Annotated in this window: 12 protein-coding genes; 9 read left to right on the top strand and 3 right to left on the bottom strand. The window is 55.7% G+C overall.

What is annotated here, in order from left to right:
- Positions 1–72: 72 nt before the first annotated feature.
- The 9 genes from AC3WOK_RS08655 (at position 73) to yejF (ending at position 11665) form a co-directional block, all read left to right on the top strand.
- Positions 73–1539 carry a mannitol dehydrogenase family protein gene (locus AC3WOK_RS08655; protein ID WP_492354334.1) on the top strand — a complete coding sequence of 489 codons (1467 nt, stop codon included), beginning with the start codon at positions 73–75 and terminating at the stop codon, positions 1537–1539.
- A gap of 123 nt (positions 1540–1662) precedes the next feature.
- Complete coding sequence (locus AC3WOK_RS08650; protein ID WP_492354333.1) at positions 1663–2649, top strand: CobW family GTP-binding protein; 987 nt, start codon at positions 1663–1665, stop codon at positions 2647–2649.
- Positions 2650–2682: 33 nt separating this feature from the next.
- Positions 2683–3384 (top strand): phosphatase PAP2 family protein, encoded by a 702-nt coding sequence (locus AC3WOK_RS08645; protein WP_165602439.1) that lies wholly within the window; start codon positions 2683–2685, stop codon positions 3382–3384.
- 427 nt (positions 3385–3811) lie between these two features.
- Positions 3812–4381: a bifunctional murein DD-endopeptidase/murein LD-carboxypeptidase gene (mepS, locus tag AC3WOK_RS08640; protein ID WP_047346578.1), complete on the top strand. Its 570-nt coding sequence runs from the start codon at positions 3812–3814 to the stop codon at positions 4379–4381.
- Between the two features lie 127 nt (positions 4382–4508).
- Positions 4509–6065, top strand: coding sequence for a cyclic di-GMP phosphodiesterase (locus AC3WOK_RS08635; protein WP_492354332.1), 1557 nt, complete (start codon positions 4509–4511; stop codon positions 6063–6065).
- A gap of 74 nt (positions 6066–6139) precedes the next feature.
- A complete protein-coding gene (locus AC3WOK_RS08630) occupies positions 6140–7945 on the top strand; it encodes an extracellular solute-binding protein (protein WP_492354331.1) in 1806 nt (601 codons plus the stop codon).
- Between the two features lie 9 nt (positions 7946–7954).
- On the top strand, positions 7955–9049 hold the full coding sequence (locus AC3WOK_RS08625) for a microcin C ABC transporter permease YejB (RefSeq protein WP_059312053.1): 1095 nt from the start codon (positions 7955–7957) through the stop codon (positions 9047–9049).
- On the top strand, positions 9049–10074 hold the full coding sequence (locus tag AC3WOK_RS08620) for an ABC transporter permease (RefSeq protein ID WP_059312052.1): 1026 nt from the start codon (positions 9049–9051) through the stop codon (positions 10072–10074). The genes AC3WOK_RS08625 and AC3WOK_RS08620 overlap by 1 nt, the downstream gene beginning before the upstream one ends.
- Before the next feature lies 1 nt (position 10075).
- Positions 10076–11665 carry a microcin C ABC transporter ATP-binding protein YejF gene (gene yejF / locus AC3WOK_RS08615; protein ID WP_063428808.1) on the top strand — a complete coding sequence of 530 codons (1590 nt, stop codon included), beginning with the start codon at positions 10076–10078 and terminating at the stop codon, positions 11663–11665.
- Between the two features lie 3 nt (positions 11666–11668).
- On the opposite strand, the gene AC3WOK_RS08610 is transcribed toward yejF, so the two are convergent.
- The 3 genes from AC3WOK_RS08610 to rsuA form a co-directional block, all read right to left on the bottom strand.
- On the bottom strand, positions 11669–12013 hold the full coding sequence (locus AC3WOK_RS08610; RefSeq protein ID WP_008500952.1) for a YejG family protein: 345 nt from the start codon (positions 12011–12013) through the stop codon (positions 11669–11671).
- 278 nt (positions 12014–12291) lie between these two features.
- Positions 12292–13488, bottom strand: coding sequence for a Bcr/CflA family multidrug efflux MFS transporter (locus AC3WOK_RS08605; protein WP_059312050.1), 1197 nt, complete (start codon positions 13486–13488; stop codon positions 12292–12294).
- A gap of 15 nt (positions 13489–13503) precedes the next feature.
- Positions 13504–14211 (bottom strand): 16S rRNA pseudouridine(516) synthase RsuA, encoded by a 708-nt coding sequence (gene rsuA, locus AC3WOK_RS08600; protein WP_013097990.1) that lies wholly within the window; start codon positions 14209–14211, stop codon positions 13504–13506.
- Positions 14212–14283 lie beyond the last annotated feature (72 nt).

Raw genomic sequence — 14283 nt, 5'->3', positions numbered from 1 at the left:
CACCAATTTTATTTGCTGTCATATAACTTTACACTGGCATTGTTAATTAATGGTTAATCAGGTGTGTATTTCATGAAGACAATTGCCTCCACCTCGCTTCCTGCCCACGTTCAGCAACCTCGCTACGATCGCGCGCAATTACGCTCCCGCATCGTCCATTTTGGCTTTGGTGCCTTTCACCGCGCGCACCAGGCTTTGTTAACAAACCGGGTGCTGAATGAAAAAGGCGGCGACTGGGGGATTTGTGAGATTAGCCTTTTCAGCGGCGACGTGCTGATGGGCCAGCTGCGCGCGCAGGATCATCTGTTTACCGTGCTGGAGAAAGGCGCAGACGGCAATCAGCCGATTATCGTCGGTGCCGTCCACGAATGCCTGAACGCAAAGCTGGACTCTCTGCCGGCGATTATTGAGAAATTTTGTGAGCCTCAGGTGGCGATTGTGTCGCTCACCATCACGGAGAAAGGCTACTGCATCGATCCCGCGACCGGTAAGCTGGATCTGCACAACGCCCGGATCGCCCACGATCTTGAAAACCCCTCAGAGCCGCATTCCGCCCCAGGGATCCTGGTCGAAGCGCTCCACCGCCGCCGCGAGCGCGGCCTGCCCGCTTTTACCGTGTTGTCCTGCGACAATATCCCCGACAACGGTCACGTGGTGAAAAACGCGGTGCTGGGCATGGCGCAAAAGCGTTCCGCGGCGCTGTCAGAATGGATTGATACCCACGTGAGTTTCCCGGGAACGATGGTCGACAGGATTGTGCCCGCCGCGACCGAAGCCTCGCTGGCGGAAATCACCGACGCGCTCGGCGTTGAAGATCCGTGCGCCATCAGTTGCGAACCGTTTATTCAGTGGGTAGTGGAAGATAATTTTGTCGCCGGCCGTCCGGCGTGGGAAGCTGCGGGCGTCCAGATGGTGCAGGACGTTCTGCCGTGGGAGCAGATGAAGTTACGCATGCTCAACGGCAGCCACTCTTTCCTGGCGTATCTGGGGTATCTCGCCGGCTACGCGCATATTAATGAATGTATGGAAGACGCAGCCTTCCGCGAAGCCGCCCGGCGCCTCATGCTGAACGAACAGGCTCCCACATTACGTATTAAGGATGTCGACCTCACCGCATACGCTGACAGCCTGCTTGAGCGCTTTGCCAACCCGGCACTTCAGCATCGCACGTGGCAAATCGCGATGGACGGCAGCCAGAAGCTGCCCCAGAGAATGCTGGATGGGATCCGCGTCCATCTTGAGCGAAAAACGCCGTGGCCGCTGCTGGCCCTGGGCGTGGCCGGGTGGATACGCTACGTCAGCGGTACCGACGAGCGTGGCAACGCGATTGACGTTCGCGATCCCCTCAGCGAAAAAATCCGCGCGATTGTTGACGCCAGCAGCGACGCCGGGCGCGTTAACGCTATACTGGGGCTGAACGAGGTCTTTGGACACGATCTCGCGCAAAACGGCACGTTTGTTGAGGCTGTCAGCCAGGCATATCAGCGCATTGCCCGCCACGGCGCGCGTCAGGCTGTTATTGAAACGTTAAATATTTAGCGATTATTGCGCTTAACGCGAACGGATGCGGCCTCCGTTCGCCCTTCCCCTTCTCATTGGGCACATTTTTCGCCAGGATAAGAGAATAGTGTTATAGCATCACAATTCTCTTGCGGAGCACACGTGACCAAAACCAACCTCATCACCGGTTTTCTCGGCAGCGGTAAAACCACCTCCATTCTTCACCTGCTGGCGAATAAAGATCCGGCCGAAAAATGGGCCGTGCTGGTCAATGAATTTGGCGAGGTGGGCATTGATGGTGCATTGCTGTCATCCAGCGGCGCGATGATTAAAGAGATCCCCGGCGGATGCATGTGCTGCGTCAATGGCCTGCCGATGCAGGTGGGGCTCAATACCCTGCTGCGTCAGGGCAAACCCGACCGCCTGCTTATTGAACCCACCGGGCTCGGTCACCCGAAGCAGATCCTCGATTTACTGACCGCCCCGGTTTACGAGCCGTGGATCGATCTGCGCGCCACCCTGTGCCTGCTCGATCCTCGTCAGCTACTGGATGAAAAAGCGGTAGCCAATGAGAACTTCCGCGATCAGCTCGCCTCGGCAGACGTTATCGTCGCCAATAAAGAAGATCGCGCCACGGCGGAAAGCCAGGCCGTGCTGGACGCGTGGTGGCAGCATTTCGGCGGCAACCGCACGCGAGTGCAAGCCACACAGGGGAAAATTGACGGCGCCCTGCTTGACCTGCCTCGTCTGAACCTCACCGAGCTGCCTGCCAGCGCGGATCACGCGCACAGTCATCCGGTTAAGCAGGGCCTGGGCGCACTGAGCCTGCCGGAGCACCAGCGCTGGCGTCGTAATCTGAACAGCGGCCAGGGATATCAGGCCTGTGGATGGATTTTTGATGCTGACACCGTTTTCGACACCATCGGGATTCTGGAGTGGGCCAGACTTGCGCCCGTCGATCGCGTGAAAGGGATTATGCGCACGCCGGACGGCCTGGTGCGAATCAATCGCCAGGGCGACGATTTCTTTATTGAAACGCAAAATGTGGCGCCGCCTGACAGCCGTATAGAGTTAATTAGTGCGGTTAACGCCGACTGGAATGCCCTGCAGTCCAGCCTGTTGAGGATTCGTTTAAGTTCGGGCGGCTAACGTTGCCCCAGTTTTCACTCTATGCAGAACGTTATGACAACTCGATTTCCCCTGATATTACTGCTTAATGTCGCCGGCCTGGCGCTTTTCTTCTCCTGGTATATCCCGGCGGATCATGGTTTCTGGTTCCCGCTGGATTCTGCCATTTTTCACTTCTTCAACCAGGAGCTGGTGAAGAGCAACGCGTTCCTGTGGCTGGTGGCAATTACCAACAACCGCGCCTTTGACGGCTTCTCCCTGCTGGCCATGGGCTGCCTGATGCTCTCTTTCTGGCTGAAAGAGGATAAAGCCGGACGTCGGCGTATCCTGATTATCGGTCTGGTGATGCTGCTGTTTGCTGTGTTAATTAACCAGCTGGCCACCGCGATTATTCCGGTGAAGCGTTCAAGCCCAACGCTATTCTTCACCGATATTTATCGCGTCAGCGAGCTGCTGCATATTCCAACAAAAGATGCGTCGAAGGACAGTTTCCCCGGCGATCACGGGATGATGCTGCTTATTTTTTCCGCAATTATGCTTCGCTATTTCGGCAGAAAAGCCTTTGCCATAGCCCTGATTATTTTTGTGGTTTTTGCCTTCCCGCGCGTAATGATTGGCGCCCACTGGTTCACCGATATTGCCGTCGGTTCGCTCTCCGTTGCGCTGATTGCGCTGCCGTGGTGTCTGTTGACCCCGCTGAGCGACAGGATAATAGCGTTGTTCGATCGCTATCTTCCCGGCAAAGCGCAACAATAATTAAACAAATAACTCACTCAAATTACCGCTAACTATCAGGGATCGACATGATCCCTGATGCTGCTCCCAGCGCGATCTTTCCCCACTGTCATATTCTCGTCATCATATTCATGATAAAAATGAAGCAATTGCGCGATTAGGCGTCGGATCTGACGGTAATTTAAGCAATTACGGATTTTTACTTTCTGTATCACATTTTCTTATAAAAAAAAGGCTTTTTTTACTCGCAATACCCCTGGCAATCGGTTAATCTCGAACTCGTTTTGCCCCATAGAGATAATTATTTCGCTGGTGAATAATTTTGTGCGCTGTGCCACAAATGTGACCAGAAAGAATTGTCTCAATGTGAACAGATAATTAGTCTCGTCACGTTTGGCATTTTTATAACGATATTTGTCGTTAAGGACTTCAAGGGATAATAAACAAAATGGTCAAATCTCAACCGTTTCTGAGATATATCTTACGGGGGATCCCGGCGATAGCAGTCGCGGTACTGTTGTCTGCATGTAGTACATCGAACACCGCAAAGAATATGCATCCTGAGACGCGTGTTGTGGGAATGGAAGATTCCTCGTCACTGCAAGCCTCTCAGGATGAATTTGAAAATATGGTACGTAATCTGGACGTGAAGTCCCGCATTATGGACCAGTATGCTAGCTGGAAAGGCGTGCGCTATCGTCTTGGCGGCAGCACAAAAACAGGTATTGATTGTTCCGGTTTTGTACAGCGTACGTTCCGCGAGCAGTTTGGGTTAGATCTTCCGCGTTCAACCTATGAACAGCAGGAAATGGGCAAGTCGATTTCGCGCACTAAACTTCGCACCGGTGACTTAGTTCTGTTCCGTGCAGGTTCCACGGGTCGACATGTTGGCATCTATATTGGTAACGACCAGTTTGTACATGCCTCCACCAGCAGCGGTGTGACCATTTCCAGCATGAACGAGCCGTACTGGAAGAAGCGCTATAACGAAGCGCGCCGCGTATTGACCCGCAGTTAATATGATAATTGTATCGTTGGTTATCCCTTGGCTGACGATATGATGAAAAAAAGCACTGCTTCGGCAGTGTTTTTTTTTGCCCATTACACTGAATACATCCAGCGGCATTTCAGGAATCACGACGTCTATGTTCACCCGCTACTTCTCCAGTAATCGCAAGATACTGATCCTCAGCATTATCACAGGCCTTATTGCCGCCCTGCTCCTGGGTTCGCTGCAATTTTTCTGGAGCTACCACAAGCGCGAAGTCAAATTCGACACCCTGATTCACGACGTCAGCATCTACATGGAAAGCTATTTCGATGAGTTAAAAAGCGCCATCGATGCCCTCCAGCCGCTCACGCTGAACAGTTGCCATGACGTCAATCAGGAACTCACCTCGCGCGCCGCCTTTAGCATTAACGTTCGCGCATTCCTGCTGGTCAGAGACAAAATGGCGTTCTGCTCTTCTGCCACGGGCCCGATGAATACCCCGATGGAGGGGCTGGTACCCGAGCTGCACATTGATAAGCAGATCGATATGGCATTGCTTCCAGGTACCCCGATGTTGCCCAATAAGCCCGCGATTGCCATCTGGTACCGTAACCCGTTAGTAAAAGACGGTGGCGTGTTTACCTCGGTGAATCTTAATCTGACGCCTTACCTGCTTTATACCGCACGCCAGGATGAATTCGCGGGTATCGCCATCATTATTGGCGATCATGCGTTGTCAACGCGGTCCAGCACGCTGGTGAAGGCGCACGACTTACGTGAAATCCCGGCCCGCACCGCGACGCTGAAAGACGTCCCCCTGACCATTAATCTTTATGCGGACGCATGGACCAGCGATGAAATTCTCTACGCGCTGTTCTTCGGGCTGGTATGCGGCATTTGTGCCGGATCGCTCAACTACTATATCCTCAGCATACGGCTGAATCCTGGCAAAGAGATTTTAAGCGCCATTAAGCGCGGCCAGTTTTACGTGGTCTATCAGCCCGTCGTCGATGCCAAATCGCTCAGGATGACCGGGCTTGAAGTGCTGATGCGCTGGAAACACCCGACCATGGGGGAAATTCCGCCGGACGCGTTTATCAATTTTGCCGAAGCGCAGAAGCTGATTGTCCCGCTGACGCTGCATCTCTTTGATCTTATTATTCGCGATGCCCCCGTGTTACAAACGCTGCTCCCTCCGGGCGCAAAGGTGGGCATCAACATTGCGCCGGGGCATCTGCATGCGGAAAGCTTCAAAGACGACATGCGCATCTTCAAAGCGTTACTGCCGCCGGATTACTTCCAGATCGTGCTGGAAATTACCGAGCGCGACATGCTTAACCATCGCGAAGCCAACAGCCTCTTCGAATGGCTGCACAACGAAGGCTTTGAGATAGCCATTGATGACTTTGGCACCGGCCACAGCGCGCTGATCTATCTTGAGCATTTCACCATGGACTACCTCAAAATCGACCGTGGTTTCGTGAATGCGATCGGCACCGAGACCGTAACGTCGCCGGTGCTGGATGCCGTCCTGACGCTGGCAAGACGACTGGATATGTTGACCGTTGCCGAAGGCGTAGAAACACCGGAACAGGCCGCCTGGCTGCGTGAACACGGTGTTAACTACCTGCAGGGCTACTGGATTAGCCGTCCTATGCCGCTGGAGCAGTTCCGCCAATGGCGTCCTGACGTTTCACTCGACGGTGAATAATTTCACAATGCCCGTGGCGTCACTTATTATTCAGCTTAACCGAGCCGGTCTGTAAAAGAGGGAGCTGCCGCGAGATGCTTATGCGCTTCATGTTGCTGATGTTGGCATTAACGAGCCTGTCCAGCCAGGCGCAGGCCATCAAAGAAAATATCGCCTTCGCGGTCATTGGCGAGCCGAAATACGCGGTTAATTTTACGCACTTCGATTACGTCAACCCTGCCGCGCCGAAAGGCGGGAAGGTCACGCTTTCCGCCACGGGAACCTTCGACAACTTCAACCGCTTCGCCCTGCGCGGCGTGGCGGCGGCGCGAACGGAATCGCTTTACGATACGCTCTTTGTCACGTCTGATGACGAGCCCGGCAGCTACTATCCGCTGATTGCCGAGAACGTGCGTTATGCCGATAACTTCGCCTGGGCGGAAATCTCGCTGAACCCGCGGGCCCGCTTTCATGACGGCTCGCCGGTTAAGGCCAGCGACGTTGCGTTCACCTTCCATAAATTCATGACCGAAGGCGTTCCACAGTTCCGCATCGTGTATAAAGGCGCGTCGGTCAGAGCCATTGCGCCGCTCACCGTGCGCATTGAGCTCAGCGAACCGAACAAAGAGAATATGCTCAGCCTGTTCTCGTTGCCCGTCATGCCGGAATCGTTCTGGAAAAACCATAAGCTAAGCGACCCGCTCTCGACGCCACCGCTGGCGGGCGGCCCGTATCGCATCACCGACTGGCGCATGGGGCAGTATGTAGTCTATTCCCGTGTCAAAGACTACTGGGCGGCCAACCTGCCGGTAAACCGCGGGCGCTGGAATTTCGACACCCTTCGCTATGATTACTACCTTGACGATAACGTGGCGTTTGAAGCCTTCAAAGCCGGTGCCTTCGACTTACGCGTCGAGAACAGCGCTAAAAACTGGGCAACCCGCTATATCGGGAAAAATTTCGCCAAAGGCTATATCGTCAAAGACGAGCATAAAAATGAATCCGCCCAGGACACGCGCTGGCTGGCGTTTAATATTCAGCGTCCGGTTTTCAATGACCGCCGGGTGCGGGAAGCCATTTCCCTGGCCTTTGATTTCGAATGGATGAACAAAGCCCTGTTCTACGGCGCCTACAGCCGCGCTAACAGCTATTTTCAGAATACCGAGTACGCCGCGCGTGATTACCCGAAAGCCGACGAGCTGGTCCTGCTGGCACCGCTGAAAGCCGAGGTTCCGCCGCAGGTTTTCACCAGCGTGTTTCAGCCGCCCGCGTCGAACGGTGACGGTTACGATCGCGACAACCTGCTGAAAGCCAGCAAGCTGCTGGATGACGCTGGCTGGCCTCTGAAGAATCAAAAGCGTGTTGATGCCAAAACGGGCAAGCCTCTCAGCTTTGAGCTGCTGCTTTCGTCCGGGGGCAACGATCAGTGGGTGCTGCCGTTTAAGCACAATCTTGAGCGGCTGGGCGTAACCATGAACATTCGTCAGGTTGATAACGCGCAGATCACCAGCCGCATGCGCAGCCGTGATTACGACATGATGCAGCGCCTGTGGCCCGCGCAGCCGTGGCCGAGCTCGGACCTGCAAATATCCTGGGCCTCCAGCTACATCGACTCCTCATACAATGCACCCGGCGTTAAAAGCCCGGCGATTGACGCGCTGATTGCGAAAATTGTGGCGGCGCAGGGGGATAAAGAAAAGCTCCTGCCGCTTGGGCGCGCCCTCGACAGGGTGTTAACCTGGAACTATTACATGCTGCCGATGTGGTATATGGGCGAAGATCGCCTTGCGCGCTGGGACAAGTTCTCCGTGCCTGCCGTGCGCCCGGTCTATTCCCTGGGCTTTGATACCTGGTGGTATGACGTTAATAAAGCCGCCAGACTTCCCGCTGAGCGGCGATAGGGAATCATCATGGGTGCATATCTTATCCGCCGTCTTCTGCTGGTCATCCCCACCCTGTGGGCCATCATCACGATTAACTTTTTTATCGTGCAAATCGCCCCCGGGGGGCCGGTCGATCAGGCTATTGCCGCCATTGAATTTGGCAACAGCGGCGGCATGCCCGGCGGTGGCGGTGAAGGCATGGGCGCGAGCCATGCGCGAACCGGCGTGGGGAATATCAGTGAAAGCCATTATCGCGGCGGGCGCGGACTGGATCCTGAGGTGATCGCCGAGATCACCCATCGCTACGGCTTTGACAAACCAATTCACGAGCGCTATTTCAAAATGCTCTGGGATTACATCCGCTTTGATTTTGGCGATAGCCTGTTTCGCAGCGCGTCAGTATTAACGTTGATTAAGCAAAGCCTGCCGGTTTCGATAACGCTGGGGCTGTGGGGAACGCTGATCGTCTATCTGGTCTCTATTCCGCTGGGGATCCGCAAAGCGGTTTACAACGGCAGCCGGTTTGATATCTGGAGCAGCACGTTCATCATCATCGGCTACGCCATTCCGGCGTTTCTGTTTGCCGTCCTGCTGATCGTCTTTTTTGCCGGGGGAACTTATTTCGACCTCTTCCCGCTGCGAGGGCTGGTCTCCGCCGATTTCAGCACCTTACCGTGGTATCAGAAAATTACCGACTATCTCTGGCATATCACGCTGCCGGTTCTGGCCACGGTCATTGGCGGGTTTGCCGCCCTGACCATGTTGACCAAAAACGCCTTTCTCGATGAAATTCGTAAACAGTACGTCGTCACTGCCCGCGCCAAGGGCGTGAGCGAGAAGCAGATCATGTGGAAGCACGTGTTTCGCAACGCCATGCTGCTGGTAATTGCCGGATTTCCAGCCACGTTCATCAGTATGTTTTTTACCGGCTCGCTGCTGATAGAGGTGATGTTCTCGCTCAACGGTCTGGGCCTGCTGGGCTATGAGGCCACCGTGTCGCGTGATTATCCGGTGATGTTTGGCACGCTCTATATTTTCACCCTGATTGGCCTGCTGCTGAATATCATCAGTGATATCAGCTATACGCTGGTCGATCCCCGAATCGATTTTGAGGGCCGCTGATGCCGCGCTTAAGCCCCGTCAACCAGGCCCGCTGGGCCCGTTTTCGCCACAACCGCCGCGGCTACTGGTCGCTGTGGATTTTTGCCGTGCTGTTTGTCCTGAGCATGTTTTCGGAGCTCATCGCCAACGACAAGCCGTTGCTGGTGCATTTTAACGACCGCTGGTACGTGCCGGTTATCGCCAACTACAGCGAAAGCGACTTTGGCGGCCCGTTTGCAACGCCGGCAGAGTATCAGGATCCGTGGCTCCGCCAGCAGATAGAGCAGCACGGCTGGGCGCTCTGGGCACCGGTGCGTTTTGGCGCAAACAGCATTAACTTCGCCACCACGGCCCCCTTCCCTTCTCCGCCCTCCGCGCAAAACTGGCTGGGGACGGATGCCAACGGTGGCGACGTGCTGGCGCGCATCCTGTACGGCACGCGAATTTCTATCCTCTTTGGCCTTATGCTGACGATCTTCTCCAGCGTGATGGGTGTCGTGGCGGGTGCGGTTCAGGGCTACTACGGCGGCAAAATCGACCTGTGGGGTCAACGGGTTATTGAGGTCTGGTCCGGCATGCCAACGCTGTTTCTGATTATCCTGCTTTCCAGCGTGGTGCAGCCGGGCTTCTGGTGGCTGTTAGGCATCACCGTCCTGTTCGGCTGGATGGCGCTGGTGGGCGTGGTGCGGGCGGAGTTCCTGCGCACCCGCAATTTCGACTATATTCGCGCCGCGCAGGCGCTTGGCGTAAGCGACCGGGGGATCATCTTCCGCCACATGCTGCCTAACGCCGTGGTGGCAACGCTCACCTTCCTGCCGTTTATTCTGTGCAGCTCCATCACCACACTCACCTCTCTGGATTTTCTTGGCTTTGGGCTACCGCTGGGTTCCCCGTCGCTCGGCGAACTGCTGCTGCAGGGCAAGAACAACCTGCAGGCGCCGTGGTTAGGCATCGCCGCCTTCCTCTCCGTGGCCGTACTGCTTTCGCTGCTGATTTTTATTGGTGAAGCCGTGCGCGACGCCTTCGATCCTAACAAGGCGGTATAAGATGACCCAGCCCCTTCTCAGCATTGATAACCTGTCGATTGCTTTTTCAAATCAGGGCAAGACGCGCACCGTGGTTACCGATCTGTCGCTGCAGATCCAGCGCGGTGAAACGCTGGCCCTGGTGGGCGAGTCGGGTTCAGGCAAGAGCGTTTCGGCACTCTCTATCCTGCGCCTGCTGCCGTCTCCGCCGGTAAGCTACCCGCAGGGAGATATTCTGTTTCACGGCAGTTCACTGCTGCATACCGACGAACATACCCTGCGCGGCATCCGCGGCAACAAAATTGCGATGATCTTCCAGGAGCCAATGGTTTCGCTTAACCCTCTGCACAGCCTGGAAAAACAGCTCTATGAAGTGCTCTCGCTGCACAGGGGAATACGCAAAGAGGCCGCGCGGGGAGAAATTCTGGACTGTCTTGAACGGACAGGCATACGCAATGCGGCCAAACGGCTGAATGATTTTCCGCACCAGCTCTCCGGCGGCGAACGCCAGCGCGTGATGATTGCTATGGCGCTGCTCACGCGCCCGGAACTGCTGATTGCCGACGAGCCCACAACGGCGCTCGACGTGACGGTACAGGCGCAAATATTGACTCTGCTGCGGGAGCTGCGTGACGAGCTCAATATGAGCCTGCTGTTTATCACGCACAACCTCAGCATTGTGAGAAAGCTGGCCGACAGCGTTGCGGTGATGCAAAACGGGCGGTGTGTTGAACAGAATATCGCGTCCACGCTGCTGCACGCACCGCAACATCCGTATACGCAGCGCCTGCTCGACAGCGAACCCTCCGGCGATCCGGTTCCTCTCGATGCGGACAGCGCGCCGCTGTTGCGCGTTGAGGATCTGTCCGTTTCGTTCCCAATCCGCAAAGGAATTTTGCGGCGCATTGTCGATCGGAACCCGGTGCTGAAGAACCTCCGCTTCTCGCTGCGCCCTGGCGAGTCTCTGGGGCTGGTGGGCGAATCCGGTTCGGGGAAAAGCACCACCGGTCTGGCGCTGCTGCGCTTAATTGCCTCGCAGGGCGAGATCCTCTTTGACGGCATGCCGCTGCACCGCTGGAACCGGCGCCAGATGCTGCCCGTACGTCCCCGCATGCAGGTGGTCTTCCAGGATCCCAACTCCTCGCTTAACCCGCGGCTCAGTGTGTTGCAGATTGTCGAAGAGGGTCTGCGGGTGCATCAGCCCGCTCTGAGCGCTCAGCAGCGCGAGCAGGAGGTCATGCGGGTAATGGTTGAAGTGGGTTTAGATCCCGAGACGCGTCACCGCTATCCGGCTGAATTCTCCGGCGGACAGCGCCAGAGAATCGCGATTGCCCGCGCGCTGATCCTGAAACCGGAGCTGATTATTCTCGATGAACCAACGTCGTCTCTGGACAGGACCGTTCAGGCGCAGATCCTGGCGCTGCTCAAAGGATTACAGGAAAAACACCGGCTGGCCTATATCTTTATCAGCCATGATTTACAGGTGGTGCGGGCGCTATGCCATCAGGTAATTGTGTTGCGACAGGGAGAAGTGGTCGAGCAAGGTGAGTGCCAGCGCGTATTTAGCGCACCAACGCAGCGCTACACGCGCCAGCTGTTGTCGGCAGACTAGCGCTCAGAACGGGTATTGGCCAGAGAAAGGCTCAGCAATCGCAACGCCAAAATTTTTCAGGCGGCAGGTGGCGGCAAATTCGTCCTGGCTTTTCACAAACAGGCACGGCTCGCCTTCGCACTCCAGCACGGAGCTGTCCACTTCAATATCCGTCAGGGCCTGGCTAAGACGTTCCATCACCCGCCATGCATTTTCGTCGCTCGGGCTCAGCAGTTTGAGTGCCACGAGGCAATTCTCGCAGCCCGCGACGTTTTGCGGAATCGGTTCAACTTTCGAACCTGCAAAACCCGCTGACCAGCGATAGCTCTGAGGCAAGCGATGGACAATGGAGAGTTGTAATGTATTCACGTTCGTTCCCCGGAAGCAAAATTTACTTCACAATTTATTTACATTTATAGTAACACATCAGCGCCACCCTGCACTATTCAGCGCTTTTTATTCGTATCCAGGCTCGCTTCGGCGCTATATGTACCCGTTTCTGCGATCTAACTCAACCTTTTTGAATACAATGATGTGACTTTTTACATAAATAGATTTTACATAAAATAAACAAACACGGCATAAACGAACGTGGGTTTGGTTGATATGTATCAACAAAAAAGGCCCTGCCGGGCCTTCTTTATGTTTTAGTGAGCCGCTTTTCGCGGTCGACTGGCGTAAAGATAGAAGAGTATGGAGCTGGTTGCGCAAAAAGCCATCGCCCACAGCATCGGCCACGCCGTCGTAAAGGTGGCCATAGACAGCAGCGCTCCGACGATAGCGCCTATACCGAAGCGGAACGTCCCCGCCAGCGACGATGCGGTACCCGCCATATGCGGAAACTCATCCAGGATCACCGCCATCCCGTTAGATGACACCATCGACACGCAGCCAACAAAGGCCGCCACACCGACGACCAGCGCCCAGAAGCCTACGCCCAGAAACGCGCTCACCACCAGCCAGATAGCCATCACAAACTGGATCCACAGCCCGGCGCGGAACATGTTCAGCGCCCCCACCCGCCGGACAAATCGGCTGTTGATGATGGTCATGATAAACAGGAAGACGATGTTGAGCGCAAAGTAATAGCCGAAATGCTGAGGTGAAACGTGATTCAGCTCGATGTAGACAAACGGCCCGGCGCTCAGGAAGGAGAACATCCCGGCGAAGCTGAACCCGCTCGCCAGCATATAGCTCAGCACGCGCTTGTGGCGAAACAGCGAGGCAAAGTTGCCGATTGTGGTACGGATGTGGAACTTCTGGCGGCGCTCGGCGGGAAGCGTTTCATCAATAAAGAAGAAAATCATCGCCGAGGCCAGCAGCGCGGCCAGTGCCAGGATCCAGAAAATCACGTGCCAGCTAAACCACACCAGCACTGCCCCACCGGCCATCGGAGCGACCAGCGGCGCAATCGTCGTCACCAGCATCACAAACGACATCATGCGGGAGAACTCTTCTTTCGGGTAGATATCGCGCATCAGGGCGTTAATCACCACGCTTGCCGCTGCCGCCGCCAGACCGTGGAGGAAGCGCATGATAATCAGATGATCGATGGTCTGCGACAGCGCACAGGCAACCGCAGCCGCCGCAAAGATCAGCGTCCCGCCAAGAATGACGGGCTTGCGTCCAAGGCTGTCCGCCATCGGGCCATAAAACAGCTGGCCGAGGGCAAAGCCGAGAATATAGGTGCTGAGCGTCATCTGCGCGCTGCCCGCCGGAACGCCAAACTGCGCGGAAATGACCGGCAGCGCGGGCAGGTACATATCAATAGACAGCGGCATCAGCATGGCCAGCAGGCCAAGAATAAAGACGATTTTGAACGACGAGCGTGGCCTGGTGGTCACAGAGTTCTCCTGAAATTAGTGCGAAGGCAGACCGACGCTGGCAATCTCTTCTTCCGTTAACGGGCGGTATTCGCCTGGCGCCAGGTCGGGATCGAGTTCAATCGCACCAATCCGCTCACGGTGCAGGCCCACAACGTGGTTCCCCACCGCGGCAAACATACGTTTCACCTGATGGTAGCGCCCTTCACTGATGGTCAGACGGACTTCCGTTGGGGTAATGACTTCCAGTACCGCCGGTTTGGTGAGGTCTTTTTCATTATGCAGCTGAACGCCTTTGGCGAATTGCTCTGCCGTGTCATCCGCAACCGGAGACTCCAGCGTCACGAGATAGGTTTTCTCGCAGTGATGGCGCGGCGAGGTGATGCGGTGCGACCACTGCCCGTCGTCGGTCATCAGCACCAGACCGGTGGTGTCGATATCGAGGCGGCCTGCGGCATGCAGCTTGTGTGCAACCGGTTCGTCGAGAAAATAGAGTACCGTCGGGTGATCCGGATCGTCCGTTGAGCAGACATAGCCTTCCGGCTTATTGAGCATGAAGTAGCGCGGACCGTGCTGCTGGGTCAGCGGATTGCCGTCATATTCCACCTGGTGGTCAGGCTGGAGTTTGAACGCGCTGTCTCTCACAATGTCGCCATCCACGGTAACGCGGCTGGCGCGAATTTCGCGCCCGGCAATAGCGCGGCTTACGCCGAGTTGCTGAGCGATAAACTTATCAAGTCGCATGAAATCTTTTTAGCCTTAATGGTGCTGGAAGTCGGACTAGAGGTCCGAAAAAAGAAGCAGTCTGGAACGGCT

This window comes from Enterobacter sp. FW301-JW81 (assembly GCF_058788735.1).
This window is presented reverse-complemented; position numbering and strand designations above follow the sequence as displayed.

What these genes read in the sequence shown, in the direction of transcription:
- AC3WOK_RS08645 (WP_165602439.1), top strand. Translation starts at nt 2,683, where the DNA reads ATGACAACTCGATTTCCCCTGATATTACTGCTTAATGTCGCCGGCCTG.
- AC3WOK_RS08635 (WP_492354332.1), top strand. Translation starts at nt 4,509, where the DNA reads ATGTTCACCCGCTACTTCTCCAGTAATCGCAAGATACTGATCCTCAGC.
- AC3WOK_RS08630 (WP_492354331.1), top strand. Translation starts at nt 6,140, where the DNA reads ATGCTTATGCGCTTCATGTTGCTGATGTTGGCATTAACGAGCCTGTCC.
- AC3WOK_RS08655 (WP_492354334.1), top strand. Translation starts at nt 73, where the DNA reads ATGAAGACAATTGCCTCCACCTCGCTTCCTGCCCACGTTCAGCAACCT.
- AC3WOK_RS08625 (WP_059312053.1), top strand. Translation starts at nt 7,955, where the DNA reads ATGGGTGCATATCTTATCCGCCGTCTTCTGCTGGTCATCCCCACCCTG.
- rsuA (WP_013097990.1), bottom strand. Translation starts at nt 14,211, where the DNA reads ATGCGACTTGATAAGTTTATCGCTCAGCAACTCGGCGTAAGCCGCGCT.
- mepS (WP_047346578.1), top strand. Translation starts at nt 3,812, where the DNA reads ATGGTCAAATCTCAACCGTTTCTGAGATATATCTTACGGGGGATCCCG.
- AC3WOK_RS08620 (WP_059312052.1), top strand. Translation starts at nt 9,049, where the DNA reads ATGCCGCGCTTAAGCCCCGTCAACCAGGCCCGCTGGGCCCGTTTTCGC.
- yejF (WP_063428808.1), top strand. Translation starts at nt 10,076, where the DNA reads ATGACCCAGCCCCTTCTCAGCATTGATAACCTGTCGATTGCTTTTTCA.